The organism is Serratia sp. BNK-10, assembly GCF_047456065.1.
GTDB lineage: Bacteria > Pseudomonadota > Gammaproteobacteria > Enterobacterales > Enterobacteriaceae > Serratia > Serratia ureilytica.
This window is the reverse complement of sequence record NZ_CP179894.1, coordinates 27,974-50,879: the sequence shown is the minus strand read 5'-3', so window position 1 is coordinate 50,879 and position 22,906 is coordinate 27,974. Positions and strand designations below refer to the sequence as shown.

Here is a 22,906-nt window from a genome sequence, read left to right as displayed (position 1 = left end):
AATTTATTTTTGTCATGAACACAATAATTCAGTGCCGATTTAAGCCTTATGTTTACTCTGCTGAGACTGTGCTATTTAGCTAGCGCCCATTTTCCTGTATCAGTCATAGCTCAGGCTAAAATCCACCACGGCCGCAAAGCTGCCGGGCCGCAAAGGCGCACCGGTACGCTCCGCCATAACGCGATAGTTCAGCACATTGCTGCCCGGCGTCAGCCACAGCGGCTTGCCGCGGCTGCCTAAGCGAATGTCTTCACCCTGGGCCCCCAGCAGGCGCAGCCCCATGCCGCTTACGCCCTGCGCTTTCACCAGCTGCGGGTTGTCCGCATCGGCCGGCGCCCGGAAGCTCACCCGCACCGCAGGCTGATCCGCCGCCCAGCTCCGCGCGCCGGTGCGCTCATCCCGACTCGCAGCCGGACTACGCAGGCAGTCGCGCAACCGCAACTCAAACGCCACCGGCGTACCACGAGCACCCGGCTGCTCTAACCTGCCGGTCGCAACCTCCCCCAGCCAGACCTCCTGCCGCACGCTGTCCATCTCCAGCCGGCAGGCGCTCTCGGTCATGGCGCCGCGAATTTCCAGCACGCCGCCGGCGCCGTCCACCTGCCAGTTATCTACGGCATTCGCAGGCGGCAGCAGCCACAGCAGAGCCGTCAAGCTGAGTGGCGCCATCAGCACCAGCCCGCCCAACACGGCGTAATAGCGCAGCTCACCGCAAAGGTACGCCCAATCGCGCGCCGTCTGTTTCCCGGTCATGTTTCTCTCCAGATAAATCCATCCGTTATGTTCATTAGCAGTGGCGTTAATCACGCCTACTCATATTCCAAACCGAAGGTCGCCACGGCAGAAAATGTCCCCAGGCCGATGTTTTTCTGCGCTATCGCCTCCGGCTCTCCCTGAACATAAACCTGCAATTGCAGGCTGTTGCTGCCCTTGCCGATTGCATATCCCGCACTCGGTTTGTTCAGCGCCAGCGGCGCGCCCGCCGCCGTTTCCAGCCCCAGGGCGATGCCCTGCGCCAGGCTCCCTCCGTCCGGCCTCAGCAGGCCGGGCAATGCCGCGCTCTCGGCGCCCCTGAAGGTCACCTTCACCGAGTTGCCCAGGCTGATGTCACAGTCTTGCAACACCAGACTGAACGCCTTGCCGGCAGTGCGGCCATGGGTGTACAGGTATTTATCGATCACGGTGCCGAAATCCAGGCGGATGTCCTCATCTCCCGGGCGCAGCGTACAAGGCTCGGCCACCAGCGCGCCGCTAAAATGCATATTGTCGGCGGCGGCCCAACTCCAGCTCGCGCTAACCAACAACCCAGCGCCGATAAACCCTCGCCACGCCGCCGCTTTACTTCTCCTCTTCATGCGCTTTTTCTCTCCCATTCCCTGCCGCCCCTGTCATTCACAGGTAATCCGCCTGCAGCGTCGCCGTTGCGGCGAACGCGCCTTCCGTCAACGGCGCCCCGGCCTTCGCGACCGGCACCGCTTCCAAACGCGGCGGGTTCGCCGGATCGATTTTGATGCTGCTGTTCGGCGCGAACGACTGGTCATCGTGATAGAGCCGAATGCCAAGGTTGTCGTTATCGGTTTGCAACGCGGCGTTATCAAAGGACGCGGCGTTGCCTTTGAAGGTCAACGTCAGTTCCCACGGCAGAGCGCCAGGCGAATCACATTGGACGCGGTAATTCACCGCCTGCCGGTAGTTGACGCCATCCACCTTGTTGATACCGACGCGCTGGCCAAACGCCACCTCGATAACGCCGCCATCGTTGATGTGGCAGGGCGGTGGCGCACGCAGCGTCCCTTTCAGGTGCATGGCGACCTCTTCGGCCGCCTGAACGGAATGGCTGGCCAGGCTGCTTGCACACAACAGCATCACGGCAACGCCCTGTTTCATGTTCGCCTCCCGGTTCATTGATAATCGACACGCAACGTGGCGGACGCCGTAAACTCACCGGTCGGCAGCACTGCGTCCGCTTGCTTCACGGGCACGGCTTCAAGCTTCGGCAATGAGGGAAAAGTGAAGTTTTGCCAACTGTTCAGCGCGATACGCGACCCATTGTTCAAAAAGGCAATGCCCAGGCCACCGACGCTGGTCTGCAGCAATTTGCCATCAAACCCCGCCCCGGCGCCGGCAAGCAGTAACCGCATGCCGTTCTTTTCCGGCTTGTTACAGGTGAATTCATAATCGACCGGCGTAAGGTAGTTTTCGCCATCAATACGCGTCGTCATCACCTCATCGCCGAAATTCACCTCGATCGGTTGATTGCCATTGAGCACGCAGGGCAGCGGCGCCAACACGGTTACCTTAACCGACACCGTAGTGGCAGCCTGCGCCACGCTGGCCGCCAAGAGGCAAAATGCGCCGGTCAAACAAAGCATGCATGTTGTGTTAAATAAGCGGTTCACCTTTTGCCCCATTCCCTGTTATGTACTGCCCGTTATATTCCCCATCACATCGGGCGGCACGATAATGAGGACGTTTTGCCAATCCGCGCCGCAAACGCCCGCCGAAACATCAAGATGCGTTCTTCTCCGGCACCACTTTGCAGACCGCACCCGCGCAGTTGAAGCTCAGCTGCGGCCGGCCGCCGTAATCATTGATGTAGGTCAGCACAGGGCTGCTGCCGAGGCTCCCGGCGCTCACCGTTAACGGCAAGTTGCCCTTCGGCGGCACCATCAACGGTTCGAACTCCTTGGCGCCGTCAATGCCTTTGCGGCTGGCGGCATCAATGATGGTGACGTAGTACGGCGTCGGGTTGTTCACCACATACTTGTCGCCCTGCTTGTTCAGCGTCAGCTGCTCCTGCCACGGCGCCGCGCCACGCTCCGGGGCGATCGCCGCCGGGCGGTAAAACAGCTTGATGCGCGTCTGCAGCGCGATCTGCAGCGAGTTCGGCTTGGTGCTCTTCGGCGGGATCTCGCGCAGGTTGAAGTAGTACAGCGTCTCCCTGTCCTGCGGCAGCATCTTCGCCGCCGGCAGCGCCTGGAGCTTCACCTGGCTCGGTTTGCCCGGTTCAATACGCTGTACCGGCGGCAATACCGTCAGCGGGCTCTGGATCTTGTTGCCCTGTTCGTCTTCCAGCCAGCCCTGCGCCAGGTACGGTAATTGCTTGTTCTGGTTACTCACGCTCAGGCTCACCGACTGCACGCTGCCGTCGAAAATCACCCGAGTGCGATCCAGCGCGATGGCCGCCTGGGCGGTTGGTGCCAACGCGCCGCCCAGCAGCGCCGCCGTCAACAGTAAAACGCCAGGTTTACGCATCGTGTTCATCATAAAAAACTCCTTAATTCATTGTTCTTTGCTATCCGCACCGGCGCTCAGCGCCCGGCACGGCAGCAGTAAATTGGCTGTCAGCATCTCGGCCGGCAACGGCGTCGGCATCTGCACTTCGCACTGTTCGGCGCCGTTCCAGCGCACCATCATGCGTTCCCCGGCGTTGATGCCACTCAGGTAGACGCTGCCGCCGTCGTTGACGATGCCGGTCTCTTGTTTACGCGCGTTCAGCACCGTGGCGCCGAACGGCGGTTCGCTGCCGTCCGCCAGCTTGATCACCGCCATCGCCTTCTCCCCGGCGATCACCGCGAACTTGCGGTAGCCGATGGCGCCTTCGGTCAGCGTCGCCTGCACCACCGAAGTGGTGGCCTCGGCGTTATCGCCCAGCTTGTCCAGATCGATGCTGGCCTTGTTGCGGTAGTAGCTGTTGACGTCCGTCACCACCGCCTTGCCCCAACGGTTGGTCGCCACCGGGCTGCCGTAGCCACGCACCGGCACCCCGGCCACCCCTTCGGTATCCAGCAGCAGCCGGGTGCTGCCCGCGATCCCATTGCGGTGCAGCGCCCCGCCTTCAGCAGTCAGCGTCATGCCCCCCTGAACAGAACCGCCAATCGCGCTATAGCGGCTCTGCTGGTAGCTGGCGTTGGCGCTCATTCGCGCAAGATCGCCGTCGCGGTTGTAATAACCGCTCAGGCTGGCACCGCTGCGCGAGCCGCCGGCGCTGATCTGGTAGTTGCTGCGCTCGTCGATGCGATCGTAGTACCCCGCCCGATGAGTGTTGTCATCACGGGTGAGCGTCGCGTTATAGCTCAGGGTCGCGCCGTTGCCCCACGGCACCGAGAGTCCCAAATACATGCCGTCGTCGTTGGTCTCGTTATAGCGATTGCGGTACGCCGACAGCGACAGGCTCAGGTTTTTAAACTTGCCCAGGTCGAAATAGCGCGACATCGTCAGGCTGTAGCGATCGTTGGCCGGCCTCTCCCAGTAGGTCTGATGACTAAAGTTGAGATAAGCGCTCAGCCCGATGTCACGCAGTTGCTGGTTGTAGGTGATGGTGTACATCTCCTTGCTGTTGCCGAACCGCTGCCCGTATTGCCGCGCATCCAGGTACTCGCTCATGCTCATAAAGTTCCGCTCAGAGAAGCGGTAGCCGGCGAAGGTCACCTGGCTGTCCAGTTCGTCGAAGCTTTTCGAGTAGCTGAGGCGGTAAGAACCGCCGCTCAACGTCTCGCCGTTATACGGCAGTTTGGCGCGCGACTGGGTGACGTCGAACGACAGCGCGCCCAGCAGCAGCAAATCGCGGCCGATACCCAGCGCCGCCGCGTTGTAATCGCCGCCCAGCAACGCCCCACCGAACAGCGACCAGCCGTTGCTCACCCCCCAGGAGAACTCGCCGGTGCCGAACATCGGCCCCTGGTAGCGGTGATCCATATCCGACGGCTTGCCCGCCGCCAGCTTGTAGCGCAGCGAGCCGGGGCGCGTCAGATACGGGATGTTGGCGGTGCTCATTTTGAATTCCTGCACGCTGCCGTCCTGCTCCTCCACCCGCACGTCCAGATCGCCCGTGACCGCATCGTTCAGATCCTGAATGCGGAATGGCCCCGCCGCGACGGTGGTCTCATACAACACTCGCCCTTGCTGACTGACGGTCACCTTGGCGTTGCTCTTCGCCACTCCGTTGACTTCCGGCGCATAACCGCGCAGGTTCGGCGGCAGCATGTTGTCGTCTGAACGCAGGCTTACACCGCCGAAGCGAAAACTGTCGAACAGCCCGGAATCCAGATAGTCTTCCCCCAGCGTCAGCTTGGATCGCAGCATCGGGATCGCCCGGTAGGCGTAATAGCGGCTCCAGTCCAGGTTCCGGGTGGATTCACCGCCGCCTTGCCGGTTCCACTGCCCCTGCCAGTCGGCCCGCAGCCGCCAGGCGCCCAGGTTGGCCCCCGCCGTGCCGTTGCCGCCCAGGCTGTAGTTCTGAGTGCCCACCTGCTGCTGGCGCTGCGCCTGGCCGTTGAGGTTATAGTCGAACAGCAGCCCCGGTATCCCCTCGTCCCAGCGGGCCGGCGGATCCCAGTCCTCCGAGACATAGTCCAGATAGGCCTGGGGGATGCTCAGATACAGCGCCGACGTGGCCAATTCACCGCGCACCTCCATGCCCGGCAGGCTGGCCTCGTCCAGACAGGCGCCTTCTCGCCACCAGGTCAGTTTTTTCGCGGCCTCATCCTTGATGCCCAGCTGCGCCACCAGCTCCGGCGATAAGCAAGCGCGGCTGCCGTTGGCATCCCCGTCCGGCGCATAAAACGCCACCGGCTGTTCCGGCAGATCGCTTTTATTCACGCGCACCACCATGCTGTACTGGCCGGGCATAATGTAGCCGCCGCGCGAAAACTGGCTCAGATCGATATTTTTACGATCGTTTACATCGAGCACGTCGGTGTTGAACTGAATGTCTTCCACCGCGCCGGCTTTGCTCGTCAAACTGCCCAGCACCAGCGCCACGCAGGCGCTGAGAATATGCAAACGAAACGGTTTCCCGGCAGGTAAAGACATCATTTCCAAGACCTTCTAATTTATTAACTTCCCTGATTCATCAGCCGCTCAGTAATAATCCATTTTGAAACGCACCGATGAGAAATAGTCCCCGGCCTTCAATGGCCGCTGGTTGCTGATTAACGTCATGGCGTAATTCAGCCGATAATTTCCCGGCAAGATATTCACCGGCGGCAATGATTTCCCTGGCGTGGCAATATTGCCGGCGGCATCGGTAATTTTCAGCGCAACACCGGAGGCATGGCCGTTAATACCAAACATCTCGCCATCAACGTGGCCATCAAAGGTAATCCGAAACTGTTTCCAGTCCGGCAAATGCTTATCGGCACGTTCGAGCACGCAATTAATCAACTCAATACTGAATGGCACCGTTCGGCCTCTGCCATCTCGTGCAATATCTGAAATGGGAATAATATCCATATCGATAATTTGCTCTCGGCTCTCAGTCGCAATGGCACAGGCTGTATCGATAATAGCCCCTTGCATATTGACGCGCCCTTCACCTTGCCCGGCAGACATTGCCTGCTGGGAAATAAAATACGGCACCAGCAATAGGCAAAAAGCCCCTGTCTTTTTTAGCTGTTCATTCATTGCCATTCCCTGGTGAAATCATGTTTCCTCAAAATGGCATGCGGGTTGCCCCGCATGCCCGATAATCACACGTATTTCGTCAGGTAACGACTTACTGGTAAGCCAGCGTGAAGTCGGCTACAGACTGGAACTCACCCGGGGTGATCGTTGCGGTAGAGGCGGTAGCGCCCTGCAGGTAGGCGGAGAAGGCCAGGGTGTTGCTGCCGCTCTGCAGCGCTTGCGCTTTAGAAGCAGTGCCCAGTTCGATGTTGGTGCCAGCGCCGTCAGTGATGGCGATGCCCACGCCCTTGGCGGAACCGGTGATGCCCAGCAGCTTGTCGTTAGCTTCGGACTTCGCGCCGCTGAAGGTCAGCGCAACGCTTTTCTTATTATCAGACAGTTCGCAGTTTTCCAGCTTGATCTGGAAATTGCGCGGGGTAGATTTACCGCCGCTTTTCAGCGCCACATTGGAGATCGCGCCCAGTTCAACGGTCTGATCCAGAGATTCAGGCGCGATTGAGCAAGGAGCGTCAATGATAGAACCGCTGAAGGTCACTTTACCGTGCCCCTGGTCAGCAGCGTGCGCCAGAGAAGAAACACCCAATGCCATAACGGCGGCCAGCATAATTTTATTCAGTTTCATAGAAATCCCTTACATTCCTTAGTAAGTAGTGGAGTAAATTAAATCCTTAAGTCACGCATGCAATGCCACAGCTTTATTCCTGAGCGTTGTATTCGTGGCTAATACGCTGCGATTCCACGCTCCGTATCAGTGGAAACAAATTTACACCTCACGCCTCATTTTTGAAACGTTATGTCGCAAAAAGACAAAAACACAGGATTATTATCGATTAAATAATAATTAAATAGATTTTAAACCCAAAAAATAGAAATTAATTATCACTATTTATATAAAAAAACTTGTAAGAAGATAAACATTTCATGTCAATTATACGGATAGAGAGAAAAATCCTATTTACACACAGGTTGAAGGATTGAAAAAAGCCGCATCAGGTCTCAGAATAATCCCTCGACAGGAAAGTTGATGGGTAAATGAAATGATTTTTATCATAAATGAAGACGTCCTCTTTAATGAGGATGAGGGCACGCTGTCGCATATTGATAATGCCAGCAATAAAGTTGCGTTACTTAAACCGACCAGCAGATTGCTTTCGTTGTTTATACGCAATAATGATAAACTGCTGCTGCGAGAGAGGTTGCTTAATGACGTCTGGGTTGAGCATGGGCTCAAAGCCTCCAATAACAACCTGAATAATTACGTTTCCGGCCTGCGTAAGTCATTGGCGCAGTTCGGCGTAGAAGATATTATTGTGACCTACCCCCGCCAGGGGTTTAAATTTAATGCTTCAAGCATTCAACAGATGGATATAAATACCGATGAGATTAATAATAATGATTATAGCGAAACCGAAATAGCGTCAACGCCGCCGCCGGCAAGAACGCCGAACTTTCGCCGTTCTGTACAGCGTTTAATTATGATTGTGGCCGCTTGTTTAGTGCCGTTTGCCGCGATTGTGCTTTACCAAAACAGCACGCGCATCAGCGTTTATCCGTTGGGCAATGAGCAAAATTGCCAAATTTACACCATGCGGTTAGGCAGCGGCGAGCTGGCAAATATTAAGCGAGAGATACGGCAAGCCGGCTTCGACTGCCAATACCGGGCGGATGTCTATTACTATGACAACATTCGCAATGAGGATGCCGAGAAGGACGAACAGTGGTTAACCTATTGCCCGCGGGCGAGCAATAGCCCGTGCATTAACAATTACATAAAAAAATAACGATATCTCAATTCATTTTAAAATAGCACCTGGGCTATGAATCCACCTTGCCCCTCGGTCGTACCGGGGGCGCAGGCTGCTGTTATGATGACGTCACGCAGACATAATACGGCGCATGGTTATCCACAAACAGATAATGGCGTGCATCCATGCGTTCAATACGCAGATGAATCGTCTGCCCTTCGATGGGTAAACTGCGGTTCAGCGCCTCATCTTGTAGCGTGTCCTGAGGTTTTCGGATATTTTCCCGCACCTGAAATTCGTAGTTCCCCCCCATTTTCGGTAATCGACCCCCATGGATCGTTCAATGATGTAACGCTTGCCATCGTAAAACACACTGCCGTTAAACAGTATGGTGGCATGCCGCACCCCATCAGGGACCACGCTTATCAGCAGCGTTCTCTCCAGCATTTTTCCTTCATATTGGTTGACGAAACGTTCAACCGCCGTACATTCCGGAATTTGCGGTTTAAAAAATAAAAAATAAGCAGAAACGCTGCATACCAGCACGGCCACCGCCGCGGCAATCGCATAACCGTGGCGGCATACCGAGCTATAGACCCCTGCTTTCATAGTAGTTCTCACATTGTACTTTGCCCGAGGTCATGGCCTCTTGCGGACAATAATAGAAATAAGATGCTCTGACCCGTCCACTGGCATTTGGCACCAGGGCCTGGCTGTCATAATAAAGCAACGTCGCCGGCTCGCCGCAGGTTGCCGTTTTCTTCTCTTGCAACATGTTCTTCAGGTGGTTCAGGTCGATCTCACCGGGGCCGACATTGTGATAGGAAGTGACAAATTGCACATTACAGCTCCCGATCTTACCCACCGTCATCAAACTGGCCGAGGGATACCCCGTCTCCTGCCAGGCCAAAATCCCGCTCCCCGCCGCCAGCAGCAGCAACGCGGCCAACCCGAAGCGCTTAAATCGCTGCACTCGCAGCGGCCTGGTCGGCAAGGGGTTTTCTGCAGCCGCCAGGATCGGCATCTCCGGCAAACTCTCCGCCAGGCTGTCCGTCGTCTTCAACGAAGCGGCGGTAAACATGAATCCCTGGCGCGGCAACGTGACGATAATGTCGTCCTCGCCCATGGCGGCGAACATCTTGCGCAGGATGGAAATGGTGTTATTGAGGTTATTGCCGGAGGCCACCTGGCCGTGCGCTTCCCATACTTGCGTCAGCAGGGTATCGCGGGAGACCACCAGATTATTGTTTCTGACCAACGCGGACAGCAGGCGGTTCAGCGTGGCGGTGAGCGGTTGAGGCGGCAGCTCAGCGTTGAGATCCACCAACTCTGATCTATCTTCATGATATTTAATCTTATTATTAATTATGTATCTCATTGTTCCCCGCTCAAAAAACTAATTAATAATAATTAGCCCTTGTTAAACATGAGAATAGTAGCACACGGCATGAGTTAAGAAAATTCCTAGAAAAACGCATAAAAAGCTAAATAAACATAAATATGGGAAATAACATTGCGCCATATCACAGCATGCCAAACATTTAACTGATGATTGTCGATTTTTATCATGTCGACATTAAAAATGCCGCCCGGCAAATACCGGGCGGCACGAGAAATATCCATTTTCACCAGGCTCAACCGCCGCCGGGCTTACGCCTTTAAACGCCGCAGTTGCCGATCCTGCCAGCCACCAAACAGCCATTGGCCGGCTATCGCGCCGAGCAAGGCGCAGAACATGTCGGACTGCGTGTCCCACGGGTCGCCCTGGGTGCCGAGAAACTCATCGGCGCCCTGGCCCAGCGCCAGCGCCGCCCACCACTCGATAAGCTCATACACCGCACTGATCGCCAGCGCGATACAGCACACCACGAAGCCCAGCATTTTGCGGCCCTGCACATAACCGCCGCGTAGCAGGATCTCGCGCGCCGCCAGCGCCGGCACCAGCCCCTGGAAGAAATGCCCCAGTTTGTCGTACGGGTTGCGGCCAAGATCCAGCCACTGCTGCACCTCAAACCCCAGCGGCACGCGGGCGTAGCTGTACATGCCGCCGAAAATCAGGATCAGCGCGTGGAAGAAAATCAGCGTATAGAGCAGCGGCGTCAGCGGATAACGGCGATGGGTCAGCCACAGCAGCGGCAAAACAATCAATACCGGCGCCACCTCCATCAACCAGGTGGTGCGATCGTAAGGGCTGATGCCGCTGTGGATCAGCGCGGCCAGCAGCAGCGGGGTGATAACGGACAACAACAGCGGTGTGCGTGAGGCAGGCATAACCAACGTTCCTTCGGATCAATAAGGCAATCCACACTTTATACCGCAGATCGCACGGCGAAAAAAACAGGCGGAGCGTCGCTGCTTCGCCTGTTCGAGGGGATTATTCTGCGCGGGATTACTTCAGCGCTACGCGGATCACGTCGTCCGGCGCAGTCGCCTCTTTTTCGCGGCTGGAAGCCTGTTTGACGCTGACATACAGCGTCTGGCCATCCGGCGACAGCGCCAGGCTGTTCGGATGGGTCGGCGTCTTGATGGTGTTCAGCACCTTGTAGCTCTTGGCGTCAATCACGCTCACTTCGCCCGCCTGGCGGTGGGTGACGTAGACTTCATTGCGCGCCGGGTTGAACAGCACCGCCAGCGATTCCGGCACGTCGATCTTGCTCAGGATGTTGCCGTTGCGGGTATCCACCACCAGCACCTGCGGCTGCTTGGAATCGGTGATGAAGGCGCGATGGGTGGCGGTATCCAGGCTGATGTTCAGGAAGAAGTGCTCTTTAGTCTCATCCAGCTTCTTGCGCGACAGCACCTTGTTGCTCTGGGTATCGATGGTCACCAGCTCGCCGTCGGCGTTGGTGACGTACAGGCGTTTGGCGGCGGCGTCCAGCGCCAGGCCGGTGCCGTATTTGCCGGTGTCGGCCACGGTGGCGCGCAGGGTCAGATCCTTGCCGTCCACCACCCACACCACGCTGGATTCACCCAGCCCGGTGATATACAGGGTATCGCTGTCGGCATCCGCCACCAGCTCGCGCGGCGCCAGCGGCTTGACGGTCTCGGAGCGCTGGCGCGCGTCCAGCACCAGACGGCCTTTTACGTCGCCGGTCTTGGCGTCGATGGCGGTCACCGAGTTATTGACGGTGTTGCCGAAGAACAGCGTACCGGTCTTGGCGTTGATGGCGGCGCCAAACGGCTTGATGTCGTTATGAATAATCTGGGTCACGTCCAGCGTGGTCGGATCCAGGCGGTAGACGATGCCGCCCTTATCCAGCTTGCGGCTCTGCGAGGTCGCCAGGTAAAGCGCGTTCTCGCTCGGGCTGTAGGCCATTTCATAAGCGCCCTTGCCGACCGGTTTGCGCAGCACGTCCGGCGCGGTCTGCGCCTGCAAGGTGTTGGAGAACAGCAGCGTGGACAGCAGCATCAGCGGAAATGCCGCCCGTTTTCCCTTGGTGATCAAAGCATTCATTGAAATTTCCTTATAGAGCTAACGGGGCGACCGCGCGGCCGCCCTCTTTTCATTATTAAAATCAGGCTTTCTCTTCGGAAAGCAGCGCCCACCAGCTGTCGATGGTCGGGTTGCGCGCCAGCGCGATAAAGTCGATATCGCCGCGGATCTTGCGCCAGCGGGTCGCCAGCTCCATGATGCGCACCGAATCCAGACCGTAATCGATCAGGTTTTCATCGTTGCCCATGTCTTCGCTGTCTTCGTCCAGCAGCGGCAGGATCTGCTGACGCAACGCGTCGATGCTGGCGATGCCGGTCGCCGGCAGCAGAGACGCGGTGGTCACCACCCGGCCGCAGCGGCCGGCGGTGTAGCGCAGCGCCATCAGGTGTTCGTCACGCGAGAAGTCCGCCAGGCCGTCGGCCACCATGAAAGGCTGGATGTTGCGCATGAAGGCGTCGATGGCGGTGGTCAGGCAGCCGATGTGGGCATACACGCCGCAGATGATCAGCTGATCGCGGCCGGACTCCTGCAGGATCTCCTGCAGCGGCGAGCGGTGGAAAGCGCTGTAGCGCCATTTCACCAGCACCGTGTCGTCTTCGTCCGGCGCCAGCGCGGCGGTCACCGCCTGCTGCTCGGGGTGTTTGTTCAGGCCCGGCCCCCACATGTCGTTCAACAGCGCGCGATCTTCATCGCTCTGCTGGTTCGGCTGCGCGGTATAGAACACCGGAATGCCCTGCTGTTTGCAGTAGCGACGCAGGTTGGCGATGTTCTCCACCACCTGTTTAATCAGCGCGCTGTCTTCGCCCCAGAAATTGAGGAAATACTGCTGCATGTCGTGGATCAGCAGCGCGGCGCGCTGCGGTTCTACCTGCCAGGTGACCTTATTTTGCGGCAGTTCGTCCGCCGTCGGCAGTGCGTAATCATTAAGTTTTGGAATGGCCATCAATTAATCTCCCTGAGCCTGAGTCTGTAGTTGCGCGTCGAGCTGCTCGCGCAGCCGTTTTTTGTCCACTTTGCCGACCGGGGTCAGCGGCAGGCTGTCCACCTGAATAAAGCGATCCGGCAGTTTGAAGTCCGCCACGCCCTGTTCGCGCAGGTGGCGACGCAGCACCACCGGCTTCAGCGGCGCGTTGGCGATGATATAGGCGCAACTCTTCTCCCCCATCAGCGCGTCCGGCATCGACACCAGCGCGGCGTTGATCACGTCCGAATGACGCAGCAGCAGGTTCTCGATCTCCTCGGCGGCGATCTTCTCTCCGCCTCGGTTGATCTGGTCTTTCTGCCGCCCCTGCACGGTGATGTAACCGTCTTCGCTAATGCTGATCAGATCGCCGGAGCAGTAGAAACCGTCGGCGTCGAAGGCGTCGGCGTTGTGCGCCGGGCTCTGGTAGTAACCGCGGAAGGTGTAAGGCCCGCGCGTCATCAACCGTCCGATCTCACCCGCCGGCAACGGATTGCCGTCGTCATCCGCCACCCACACTTCGTCGTCCGGCGACATCGGCCGCCCTTGCGTCGTCAGGATGTGGCGTTCGTCGTCGTCCAGCCGGGTGTAGTTCACCAGCCCTTCCGCCATGCCAAACACCTGCTGCAATTGGCAGCCGATTTCATTCTGAATGCGCGCCGCCAGCGTTTCGCCCAGCTTGGCGCCGCCCACCTGCAGCAGTTTCAGGCTGGCGAGCTGGGCATTGCCGCCCCACTCTTCGATCGCCTGCAGCCATAGCGTGACCGCCGGCGGCACCAGCGCCGTCACGTTGATTTGATGCTGTTCGATCAGGCGGAAGCACTGCGCGGCGTCCGGATCGGCGGCGAACACCACCAGCCCAGCGCCATAAAACACGCCCAGCACGCCCGGCGAACTCATCGGGTAGTTGTGCGCTACCGGCAGCGCGCACAGATAGCGGGTCTGCGCGTCGAAACGGCAGATCTCCACGCTGCGGCGAATGCTGTAGTAGTAATCGTTGTGGGTGCGCGGGATCAGCTTCGGCGTGCCGGTGCTGCCGCCGGAAAGCTGGAAGAACGCCACCCGATCGGCCGCGGAAGGCTGCGCGACAAAACCGTCGCTGGCTTCTTCCAGCCAGGCGGCCAGCGCCAGCTCGCCCTCGGGCTGGCTGCGCAGCGCCACGGCACGCAGCGAAGGATGCGCATCGCGGAAGGCGTTCAGGAATTGATCGTCGGCAAACAGCGCGTGCCGGCGATCGGCGATCAGCAGCGCCGGTTTGATCTGCTCGGCATAGGCGTTCAGCTCGCTGCGCTGATGGCTGAACAGCGCGTTGACCGGCGCCACGCCAATTTTCAGCAGCGCGAAGAACACGATATAAAATTCCGCCACGTTGCCCAGCTGCACCAGCGCGGTGTCGCCGGATTTCACGCCGCGGCGCAGCAAAGCGGCCGCCAGGCGATCGGAGCGCTGCTGCAGCTCGCGGTAGGTCAGGCTGCCCTGGGCGTCGATAATCGCCGGAGCGTCGTTATTGGCCTGGCGGTCGAGGATCTCGGTCAGCGGCTTGTCAATCCAGTAGCCGCGCTCGCGATAGCGGCTGGCGAACTCCGCCGGCCAGGGGGTAAAGGCAATGCTCATCTTGTCGTTATCCTTGATTCATACCAAAGGCACGCAGAATGGTGCTGAGTTTGGTACCTGTTTCATGCCATTCAGATTCGGGTGAAGAGTCTTCCACGATGCCGGCGCCGGCGAACAGCCGCACTCGGTTGCCGTCAACGGTGCCACAGCGGATAGTCACAACCCACTCGCCGTTGCCTTCATCGTCGCACCAGCCGACGATGCCGCCGAACAGGCCGCGATCGAACGGCTCCAGCTTGCCGATCAGGGCGTGCGCCTCGGCCGTCGGCATGCCGCACAGCGCCGGCGTCGGGTGCAACAGGCAGGCCAGCGACAGGGCGTTTTCGTCCGGAGACGCCGCCTCGCCGTCGATCGGCGTGGAGAGATGCCACAGCGTGGTGGTGGTCAGCAATTCAGGGGTTTGCGGCACGTTCAGGTAGCGGCAGCGGCCGGCCAGCACGTCGCGCATGCTTTCGGTGACGATGCGGTGCTCGTGGCGATCTTTCGCCGAGGCCATCAGCCGCTCCCCCACTTCGCGATCGCGCTGCGGATCGGCCTCGCGCCGGGCGGAACCGGCCAGCGGGTTGGAATAGAAACGGCCGCCGTCCTGGCGCAGCAGCAGCTCTGGGCTGGCGCCCAACAGCGCGCCCTGCTCCAGCGGCACATGGAAGTGGAAACCGTGCGGGTTCTGGGCGATCACGCGCGCCATCAGCGCATGGCGATCCACCGGCTGGCGCGTTTCGATCTCCAGCAGGCGCGACAAGACCACTTTATCCAGCTCACCGGCCTTCATCGCGGCAACGGCGTCGCTGACCATGTTCATGAACGTCTGCTGCGGCGGCAGCTCCGTCACCCCGGCCAGTTCAGGGCCATTCGCCGAAGGCCGAACGCCGGCCATAAAGGCGGCGCGGTCGAACCAGCGGCTCTGCTGGGGAACAAACAGCGCCGAAGGCTGCCGGGTATCGAACGGAATGGCGCCGCACAGCAGCGGCTTTTTGATGCCGGCCTGACGGGCCTCGGCAAACGCCTGCCGCACGCGGCGCTGGAACTCGCCGTTCAGATCGGCGCCGTCCGCGGCCGGCAGGCGAATGCGGCTGAAACAACCGGTGGTGGTCAAGCTGCGGTAAGGGGAGGTAAAGAAGAAGCCCGACGCCGGAGAAAAATCAGCGGCGAACCGGTGTTCTTCGCGCTCCTGCATTTCCTTTCGATTGATGTCGTTCACGGCAGTAACCATCGCTTCGCCCTCAAGAATTTGAAGTGATAACCAATATAATAATGATTATCATTTGAGTTGATTCCGCGCTAAATTACTCGCCGATATTTGCTATGTCAATAAACGTAAGCACTTCTTTCATTTCGAAATCATGACATAAACGCTGTGGGTTTTACGCATGCCGATGATAAGCCAGGCTGCGCCCCACCCTTGACCGTGGCGCCGTCGCAGACCCAAAAGCCCGTAATCAAGGCGGAGGGTGCAGGGCATAGCGGGCCTATGTTCCAGCCCGACAACGCGGAGTACGGGCTTTTGGGGCGCGACCCGAAGGGCTGGGGCCATTTGGACGCGCATCGGTGTTGCGAGTCGCTTATTTGGCCCACCAAACCTCACGACTCGCGCCTTGCTGCGCGCCCAAATGACCGCCAGCGGCGCTCACGTGCAAGGGTGGGACGCAGCCTTTTATTTGATCCCACAGCGTTGTCTTAACGCGTTCGACTACTTTTCTGTGGCGGGCTGCGGCTCCGGTTTGTGCAGCGTAACCTGGCGCAAACCGGTCATGGCGAACAGCAACAGGATGCCGAGCAGCGCCGCGCCAAAGCCGAAACCGCTGGCGCTCATCGCCGGCAGCATAAAGGCGCCCATCGCCCCCAGCAGCAACGCGCCCAGCGCATCGCCCACCACGTTCTGCGCCGTCCACAGACCGTTGATGCGGCCAAGGAAATTGTCCGGCGTCAGGCCCTGGATCAGGCCGTATTGCAGCAGCGAGTTCAGCGCGCTCAGGTAGCCAAACGCCACCAGGCACAGCAACGCCAGGCTGTACCACGGCATCAGGCCGAACAGGCCAATAGAGGCGAAAGCCGCGATCGCCGTCAGCAGCATCACCCAACCGGGGCGCGCCACGTGCGCCACGCGCCCGCTGGTGAACGCACCAATAGTCGCGCCGAGCGGCACGGCGGCGTACATATAACCGAGGTGGGCTGCGTCGATGCGCCAGTTTTCCGCCATCGCCGGGTACAGCACGCGCACCGCGCTGGCCATGGTCAGCAACGCGCCGATCAGCGCCACCATGCCGATCACCTTGTTCTGGAACAGGAAGGCGAAACCGCCCGCCAGCGCGCGCAGCGGATGTTCCCGCGGCTGCGGCGGCGGCATCAGCTGCGGCAGGCTCAGCAGCGGCAGCAACGTCAACAGGGTGCCGAACGCCGCCAGGCCGTAGTTCCAGGCGATGCCCATATGGGCGATCACCAGGCCGCCGATGGCCGGGGAAAGAATCGAGCCGAAGCGCACCGTCAGCATGCTGATGGCGCCTGCCTGCACGATGTTTTCGCGGCCCACCAGCGCCGGCGTGGCCGCCAGCAGCGCCGTCACCCCCACTGCGCCGAAGAAACCGTCCCACACCGCCAGCAGATAAATGGCCGCCAGCGAAGGTGATGGCAACAGGGCGTTGAGGCACAGGCCGACGAACCCGATGCCGCAAGTGGAGCGCGCGAACAGGATCAACCGGCGCCGCTCATAGCGATCGGCCAATACGCCGCCCATCAGCAGCCCGGCGAACATGCCGCCGCCGGCCAGCGTCACCGCCAACCCGACCTGCAGGGTGGAACCGGTCAGCGCCTGGATCTGCACCGGGATGGCGATCGCCATCAGCCCCAGCGCCACAATGGAGATGAAACGCGCGCAGAATACCGCGCGAAAGGCCCGGTGGGTTTTCAGCAGGCTAAAATCAAGCAGGATGGAGGGTTTGCTACTCATCGGTTGTTCACCACATCTTTAAACGGGGATTCTGCAGTTGCGGAGCGCTATGCTAGCACAGATAACGAAATCAATAATGATAATAGAAATCATTGATATTCAATTGTGAGCGGACGCAAGAAACGCCGCCAAACGCGGGGCAATCCCCGTGCCTGGCGGCGAGATGACGGGCGTTATTACAGCGTGCGCAAAATCCGGTTCAGCAGCGGCCCCAGCACTTTGAACGACGCCGGCGAAACGATATCGACATGCGCGCAGTCGAGCTCGTGGGCCTGCAGCGCATCGACGTACTGCGACCAGGTCTGCTGCACGTCCATCCCTACCTGCAACGTGCGTTTGGCGACGAACAGCGTCGCCTGGCCGTGGAAGCGGGCGGTTCGTGTGTGCGACAGCAACCGCACCGAATCGGCGTAGTTGGCTTCGATGTTGTCGAACATCATGGTGCGCGTCTCGCCCAGCGCCGGATCGAGCGTATCCTGCGACACCGCCAGGAACTGTTCGCGCTCGCGCTGCACTTCCTTCAACACGTTGTCGTCCAGCATTACGTCCCAGTTTTGGGTCTCCGGCGGATAGGTATCCAGCAGGCCGAGGAACGCCACCTGCTCGCCGCGCGCCTGCAGCCGGGCGGCGATGCCCTGGGCCAGCGTGCCGCCCAGCGAGTAGCCGATGAAGTGGTACGGCCCGTGCGGCTGCACCTGCAGCACCGTCTGCAGGTGCGCCTCCACCACCTGGTCCATGTCTTCGCTCAGCGCCAGCGGGCCGTCCGGCCGCGGCGACTGAATGCCGACCAGCGACCAGTGCTGATCGAGATAGCGCGGCAATACGCTGAACTGCCAGGAGAAACCGGACGCCGGATGCAGACAGAACAGCGTCGGCCCCTCGGTGACGCGCAGCGGCAATACGCTGTCGAAGCCACTGCGATCGGCCTCTTCCTGCGTGCGATCTTCCGCCAGCAAGGCGGCCAGTTGCTCGACGCGCGACGCCACCATCACCTGGCCGACGGACACCGCCTTGCCCAGATCGCGGCGCAGCTCGGCCGCCAGACGCATCGCCAGCAGCGAATGGCCGCCCAGCGCGAAGAAATCGTCGTCGGCGAACACCTGCTCGCGCTGCAGCAGGCGGGCGAATACCGCGGCGATCTCGCTTTCCAACCCGGCCTGCGGCGGCCGTCCTGCCTTGCGCTCGCCGCCCTGCGGCTGCGGCAGGGCCTTGCGATCCAGCTTGCCGTTGGCGCTCAGCGGCAAATCACGCATTTCCACCAACGCCACCGGCACCATGTGCGGCGGCAGGCGGTCGGCCAGCGCCGCGCGCAGGGCTTCCGCATCCCAGCTCGCGCCAGGCTGCATCACCAGATAACCCACCAGCTGGCGCGCATCGCCGCCGGCGTCCACCGGCGTGCCCTGCAGCACCCGCGCGTGCGTCACCGCCTGGCGCACGCCCGGCAGCGACAGCAGGGCGTGGTCGATTTCACTCAGCTCGATACGCTGCCCGCGGATCTTCAGCTGATCGTCGCTGCGGCCCAAATATTCCACCGCGCCGTCCGGCAGCCAGCGCGCCACGTCGCCGGTGCGGTACATGCGCCCCCCCTCACCGAACGGATCGGCGACAAAGCGGCTGGCGGTCAGATCCGGCCGGCCAAGGTAGCCGTGCGCCAACTGGACGCCGGTCAGATACAGATCGCCCGCTACGCCCGGCGGCACCGGCCGCAGACGCGCGTCCAGAATGCGCAGCCCGGTGTTCCACACCGGCAGGCCAATCGGCACGTTGGCGCCGGTCACCTTCGCCAATGCCTCGCCGTAGGCCGGATGCCAGGTCACGTCCACCGCCGCTTCGGTCGGGCCGTAGAGGTTGTGCAGCGGCACCGCCGTGCGGCTTTGCCACAGGCGGCACAGCTCCGCCGGCAGCGCTTCGCCGCTGCAGAACACCTGGCGCAGCGCGGCGCAGCTCGCCACCGCCGCGTCGTCGTCCAGGGCGGCAACGAAAGCCGCCAGCATCGACGGTACGAAGTGCATCGTGGTAATGCGGTGTTGAGCGATCAGCTGTTGCAGCTGCTGCGGATCGCGGTGCGCCTCCGGCGGCGCCATCACCAGCCGGGCGCCGACCATCAATGGCCAGAAGAATTCCCACACCGAGACATCGAAACTGCACGGCGTTTTCTGCAGCACCGCGTCGTCCGCCCCCAGCGGATACTGGTGTTGCATCCACAGCAGGCGGTTGACGATCGCCTGATGGCCGACCAGCACGCCTTTCGGGCGCCCGGTGGAGCCGGAGGTAAAGATGATATAGGCCGCATGGTCCGGCGTCGGGCCCGCGATCGCCACCCCGGCGGCGTGATCGGCCGCCAGCGGCGCGTCATACAGCAACATGTCACCCTTGTCGGCGAAACGCGCCTGCTGCGCCGGGTGAGTGATGAGCAAGCGGGGCGCGGCGTCTTCCAGCATCATCGCCAGCCGCTCGTCCGGATAACCGGTGTCCAGCGGCAGGTAGGCGGCGCCCGCTTCGACGATCGCCATCAACGCCAGCGACAGGAACACCGAGCGCGGCAGCGCCACCGCCACGATGTCGCCCGGCCGCACGCCCTGCGCCACCAGCTGGCGCGCCAGCGCCGTGACCTGCTCGCGCGTTTCGCGGTAGGTGAAGCTGAAATGCGCATCCGCCAACGCCGGCGCGTCCGGCGTGGCTTGCGCCTGCTGCGCCAGCAATTGGCTCAGCGTGGTCGCCGGCACCGCATGCGCCGTGTCGTTGATCCGCGCCAGCAGCGCGCGATCGTCGGCGGTCAGCATATCGGCCTCGCCGATCGGCAACGTTGCCTGCGCGGCGAACTGCGCCAGCAGCAGCGGCAACCGTTGCAGGTGCGCCTGCAGCTCCTGGCGGCTGTAACGTTCGGCATTGGCCAGCAGCTCCACCTTCAATTGGCGGTGTTCATCGATAAACAGCGCAATCTCCAGATCGCGCACCGGCCCGGAGGCCAGATCGTGGGTAATGCCCTCGATGCCGGCGAAATCCAGCTGGTAATCGAACATTTTGAAGTTGAAGACCGTGCCGTACAGCGGTTCGCCGTCGCCGATGCGCCCCAGATCGCGCTGCACCTGTTCGGCGTCGTAGCGCTGATGGCGGCGCACCGTTTTCAGCTCGCGGCTGATGCGTGCGGCGGCCTCATACAGCGTGGCCTGCGGCTCGAGATGCATCTCCATCGGCAGCACGTTGATCACCGGGCCGGCGGCGCACAGGGCGGCCGAGCCGGTACGGCGCATGAAGATAAAACCGGCGCTGAAGCTCGGTTGGCCGCTCAGGCGCGACACCCACAGCGCCACCAGCGCCACCGCCATATCGGCGGCGTTCAGCTTCTGCTGCGCGCCACGCTGCACCAGTTCGGCGAAGGCCTGCGGATCGCAGCGCTGTTCCAGCCGGTGGATGCGCGGCGTGGGCGTTTGCCCGGCCAGCGGCTGCGGGCAGATCGTGGCCGGCGGCGGCAGCTGCCGCGCTTTTTCGCGCCAGAAATCGGCGTCGCGTTGCCAGGCCAGCGCCTGCCGGTAAGCCTGGTATTCCGCCACCACGTCGCTGAACGCCGTGAAAGGCGTCGGCTCCAGCGCGTCGCCGCGGCAAAGATGGGTATAAATCGCCGCCACGCGGCGAGCGATGGCGGTGAAGCTGAAACCGTCCACCAGCAGATGGTGATAACGCTGATACCAGAACCAGCGATCGTCCGCCAGGCGCATCACCACATGGCGATACAGCGGTGCGCCGCTGCCGGCGCGCAGATCGCTCGCCAGATCGATATCCATCAGCGCGCGCGCGGCGGCTTCGGGATCCGGCGACGTCGTCAGATCGACAAGTTCCGGCGCATGCACCGCCAGCGAGTCATCCAGCCATTGCACCGGCACGCCGTCGAGTTCCGCAAAACGCAGCCGCAGCATGTCCACCTCGCCGAGGCCCTGGGTGATGGCCTGCAGCAGGGGCTCCACGGCGACGGGGCCGTTGAGTTCGATGGCATGCGCCACCGCGTAGGCGTTGCGATGCGGGGAGATTTGATCGGCGACCCAGATGCCGGGTTGCGCCGCGACCAGCGGCCATTCGCCCGCAAGCGCCGGGCCGCTGAGAGAGTTAGGGGTGTGTGACACTGCTTATTGCTCCCGTGATTACCAGGCGCCGGTCACGCCTTGCGTGCTGCGACCGGCAGAATATCTTGCCAATGCTGTTCCAGCCACTCGGCGCACTCGGTGCGCGCCGCCGGGCCAAATACGATCGTCCAATCGGGTGGAATGGCGCGGAAATCCGGCCACAAACTGTATTGTTGTTGTACGTTGCGCAGCACCAGGCTGCGCTGCTGTTGATCATCGAACGGATTCAGGCTTTCCATCCTGCGTTCCTTGTGCCGCTGTCGTTACCGATGCCGGATAAGCGGTGGCGAAAGCGGAAGCCCACACCGCCTGCAGCCCGTCGGTCAGGCCGCTGCGCCAGCACAGCGCGTCGTGCCCGCCTTCCACCACCCGGTAGTGCACCCGATGGCCGGCTTCGCTCAGGCGCACCGCCATTTGCCCGCTGACCTGATGCACCAGCTTTTCCTGCGTACCGGCTTCCATAAATACCTTCAGCGCGCCGTGGTTGCCCAGGCCGTGGCGTTCGACCTGTTGCATCAGCCAGCAGGCGTCGTCGGGAATGCTCGGCAGCTGCAGCATGTCGCGCCGCGGCCACCAATAGGAGCCGGACTGGGTGATCACCGCGCCGAAGCGCTGCGGCCAGCGCAGCCCGGCGTACAGAGAGGCCAGGCCGCCAAAGCTTTGCCCCGCCACCACCGTCTCAGCCGGATTGTCGCTGTGCGGCGCCCATTCGGCCAGTTGCGGCATCAGTTCTTCCTGCACCGCCAGCCAGAAATCGTCCTTGCAGGTCAGCTCACGCGCCCGGTGCGGCAGATCGATGATGTCGATCAGCACATACACCGCTTCCGGCAACGCCCCCTCGCGGGTCAGTTGCATCAACGGCGCCCAGACCGGCATTTGCTTCGCCCAGAACTGGCCGTCGAGCAGGATCGCGAGCGGGCGTTCGGCCGGCTTGCTGTCGCCGGTGGTGTAGATCCAGACATCGCGGCTGTTGCCCAGACGCTCGCTCTGCCAGGTATGGCGCTGCAAACGCGCCGGCAGCGGCGGCGTGCAGCGCCCGCTGGCGATCTCATACTCATCGAACGAGCGCCACACCGGCTGCGGCGGCGCATCCGGCATGTGCAGACCGGAAACGCTGTGGCCGCTGGCGCTTTGCCAGGAGCGATAGGGGTTGAGCAGATCGGGAGTGGCGCAGGCGAACACCTGGTGCCACCAGTGACGCAGGTTGTGCATGTTGGCGTGCGCGTCGTCGTCGCTGAACGCCGGCGGCCGCTCGTCAAAACAAGGAATAAAGCAGTAGCTGCCGCGCCAGGCGCCGTTCAGCTCGGTCTGCCAGTACCATACGTCGGTACCGGCCAAACGCAGCAGGCTTTGCGGCGGATTCGGCTGATGGTGGTCGGTCAGGCAGTTGATGTTGATCCACACCCGGCGGTAGGCGGAAGTCAATTCGCATCCCTGCGGATCGCGCCAGAAAAAGGTGGTTCGCCACCGGCCGTTACCCGCCGGTTCTACCCATGGCGTACCGCGTCGTGCCACCGTCAACCACCACCCTGGACTGCCCGCATTGCTGCTGGCCAATAATCTGCTGCTTTCTGACTCTAGTTCTGTATTCACAACGCCTACCCATTTTGTAGTTGGCGGCACCGGGAACGTCGACTTTTCCCTATCGCCGGCCACCGCCCGAACACACTGTAGGCCAAA

Annotated in this window: 20 protein-coding genes; 1 reads left to right on the top strand and 19 read right to left on the bottom strand. The window is 61.1% G+C overall.

Going from position 1 to position 22,906, the window contains the following annotated elements; all coding sequences use genetic code 11:
• Positions 1 to 99: 99 nt before the first annotated feature.
• The 8 genes from ACMGG9_RS00180 to ACMGG9_RS00145 all read right to left on the bottom strand — a co-directional run bounded on the left by ACMGG9_RS00180 (position 100) and on the right by ACMGG9_RS00145 (position 7,027).
• Positions 100 to 753: a fimbrial protein gene (locus ACMGG9_RS00180; protein ID WP_414161814.1), complete on the bottom strand. Its 654-nt coding sequence runs from the start codon at positions 751 to 753 to the stop codon at positions 100 to 102.
• Positions 754 to 809: 56 nt separating this feature from the next.
• Positions 810 to 1,355 carry a fimbrial protein gene (locus ACMGG9_RS00175; RefSeq protein ID WP_414161813.1) on the bottom strand — a complete coding sequence of 182 codons (546 nt, stop codon included), beginning with the start codon at positions 1,353 to 1,355 and terminating at the stop codon, positions 810 to 812.
• Between the two features lie 37 nt (positions 1,356 to 1,392).
• Positions 1,393 to 1,887, bottom strand: coding sequence for a fimbrial protein (locus ACMGG9_RS00170; RefSeq protein ID WP_414161812.1), 495 nt, complete (start codon positions 1,885 to 1,887; stop codon positions 1,393 to 1,395).
• A gap of 14 nt (positions 1,888 to 1,901) precedes the next feature.
• Entirely contained in the window at positions 1,902 to 2,399 is a 498-nt protein-coding gene (locus tag ACMGG9_RS00165; RefSeq protein WP_414161811.1) for a fimbrial protein, read from the bottom strand.
• A gap of 109 nt (positions 2,400 to 2,508) precedes the next feature.
• Positions 2,509 to 3,267 (bottom strand): fimbria/pilus periplasmic chaperone, encoded by a 759-nt coding sequence (locus ACMGG9_RS00160; RefSeq protein WP_414161810.1) that lies wholly within the window; start codon positions 3,265 to 3,267, stop codon positions 2,509 to 2,511.
• Positions 3,268 to 3,282: 15 nt separating this feature from the next.
• Positions 3,283 to 5,817, bottom strand: a complete 2,535-nt coding sequence (locus ACMGG9_RS00155; protein ID WP_414161809.1) for an outer membrane usher protein — start codon at positions 5,815 to 5,817, stop codon at positions 3,283 to 3,285.
• Between the two features lie 45 nt (positions 5,818 to 5,862).
• Positions 5,863 to 6,405, bottom strand: a complete 543-nt coding sequence (locus ACMGG9_RS00150) for a fimbrial protein (protein ID WP_414161808.1) — start codon at positions 6,403 to 6,405, stop codon at positions 5,863 to 5,865.
• A 91-nt stretch (positions 6,406 to 6,496) separates the two neighbouring features.
• A complete protein-coding gene (locus ACMGG9_RS00145; RefSeq protein WP_414161807.1) occupies positions 6,497 to 7,027 on the bottom strand; it encodes a fimbrial protein in 531 nt (176 codons plus the stop codon).
• 415 nt (positions 7,028 to 7,442) lie between these two features.
• On the opposite strand from ACMGG9_RS00145, the gene ACMGG9_RS00140 reads away from it, so the two are divergent.
• The gene (locus ACMGG9_RS00140) at positions 7,443 to 8,186 is read left to right on the top strand and encodes a winged helix-turn-helix domain-containing protein (protein ID WP_414161806.1); all 744 of its coding nucleotides are present in this window, start codon (positions 7,443 to 7,445) and stop codon (positions 8,184 to 8,186) included.
• Between the two features lie 201 nt (positions 8,187 to 8,387).
• Here the strand turns inward: ACMGG9_RS00140 and ACMGG9_RS00135 are convergent, their stop codons facing one another.
• The 11 genes from ACMGG9_RS00135 to fes form a co-directional block, all read right to left on the bottom strand.
• Positions 8,388 to 8,759: a hypothetical protein gene (locus tag ACMGG9_RS00135; RefSeq protein WP_414161805.1), complete on the bottom strand. Its 372-nt coding sequence runs from the start codon at positions 8,757 to 8,759 to the stop codon at positions 8,388 to 8,390.
• Positions 8,740 to 9,474, bottom strand: coding sequence for a winged helix-turn-helix domain-containing protein (locus ACMGG9_RS00130; protein ID WP_233501983.1), 735 nt, complete (start codon positions 9,472 to 9,474; stop codon positions 8,740 to 8,742). The genes ACMGG9_RS00135 and ACMGG9_RS00130 overlap by 20 nt, the downstream gene beginning before the upstream one ends.
• Before the next feature lie 326 nt (positions 9,475 to 9,800).
• Positions 9,801 to 10,421, bottom strand: a complete 621-nt coding sequence (locus ACMGG9_RS00125) for a DUF2238 domain-containing protein (protein ID WP_414161804.1) — start codon at positions 10,419 to 10,421, stop codon at positions 9,801 to 9,803.
• 118 nt (positions 10,422 to 10,539) lie between these two features.
• Positions 10,540 to 11,559 (bottom strand): PQQ-binding-like beta-propeller repeat protein, encoded by a 1,020-nt coding sequence (locus tag ACMGG9_RS00120; RefSeq protein ID WP_414162257.1) that lies wholly within the window; start codon positions 11,557 to 11,559, stop codon positions 10,540 to 10,542.
• Positions 11,560 to 11,665: 106 nt separating this feature from the next.
• A complete protein-coding gene (locus ACMGG9_RS00115; protein WP_033641590.1) occupies positions 11,666 to 12,526 on the bottom strand; it encodes an isochorismatase in 861 nt (286 codons plus the stop codon).
• 3 nt (positions 12,527 to 12,529) lie between these two features.
• Positions 12,530 to 14,158 carry a (2,3-dihydroxybenzoyl)adenylate synthase gene (locus ACMGG9_RS00110; protein WP_033652617.1) on the bottom strand — a complete coding sequence of 543 codons (1,629 nt, stop codon included), beginning with the start codon at positions 14,156 to 14,158 and terminating at the stop codon, positions 12,530 to 12,532.
• Between the two features lie 7 nt (positions 14,159 to 14,165).
• Positions 14,166 to 15,371 (bottom strand): isochorismate synthase, encoded by a 1,206-nt coding sequence (locus ACMGG9_RS00105; RefSeq protein WP_047025054.1) that lies wholly within the window; start codon positions 15,369 to 15,371, stop codon positions 14,166 to 14,168.
• Between the two features lie 477 nt (positions 15,372 to 15,848).
• On the bottom strand, positions 15,849 to 17,105 hold the full coding sequence (gene entS, locus ACMGG9_RS00100; protein WP_414161803.1) for an enterobactin transporter EntS: 1,257 nt from the start codon (positions 17,103 to 17,105) through the stop codon (positions 15,849 to 15,851).
• A 176-nt stretch (positions 17,106 to 17,281) separates the two neighbouring features.
• Complete coding sequence (locus ACMGG9_RS00095; RefSeq protein WP_414161802.1) at positions 17,282 to 21,226, bottom strand: enterobactin synthase subunit F; 3,945 nt, start codon at positions 21,224 to 21,226, stop codon at positions 17,282 to 17,284.
• Between the two features lie 32 nt (positions 21,227 to 21,258).
• The gene (locus ACMGG9_RS00090) at positions 21,259 to 21,465 is read right to left on the bottom strand and encodes an MbtH family protein (protein ID WP_033644173.1); all 207 of its coding nucleotides are present in this window, start codon (positions 21,463 to 21,465) and stop codon (positions 21,259 to 21,261) included.
• Positions 21,440 to 22,819: an enterochelin esterase gene (gene fes / locus ACMGG9_RS00085; protein ID WP_074446879.1), complete on the bottom strand. Its 1,380-nt coding sequence runs from the start codon at positions 22,817 to 22,819 to the stop codon at positions 21,440 to 21,442. The genes ACMGG9_RS00090 and fes overlap by 26 nt, the downstream gene beginning before the upstream one ends.
• Positions 22,820 to 22,906 lie beyond the last annotated feature (87 nt).